Here is a 255-nt window from a genome sequence, read left to right on the forward strand (position 1 = left end):
AAATACCCAACTGATCTAACTGAAAACCAATGGCAATATATAAAGAAAACGCTGAATCTGAAAGATAGAAAGCGAAAACATCCTTTGATCCTGATTTGGAATGCGTTAATGTACCTGATAAAAACAGACTGTCAATGGCGTATGCTGCCAAAGAACTTTCCGAAATGGCAATTGGTTTATTATTACTATATCCGTTGGGTAGAAGCAGGTTACTTCGACTTAATTTTGGAAAAACTACGCATGAGGGTACGTATA

General features: G+C 36.5%; 1 protein-coding gene. It reads left to right on the forward strand.

What is annotated here, in order from left to right:
• The coding region (locus GNY06_RS01585; protein WP_166518496.1) for a transposase at positions 1-255 on the forward strand (255 nt) is incomplete at both ends.

Source organism: Elizabethkingia argenteiflava, assembly GCF_009904105.1.
Classification (GTDB): Bacteria; Bacteroidota; Bacteroidia; order Flavobacteriales; family Weeksellaceae; genus Elizabethkingia; species Elizabethkingia argenteiflava.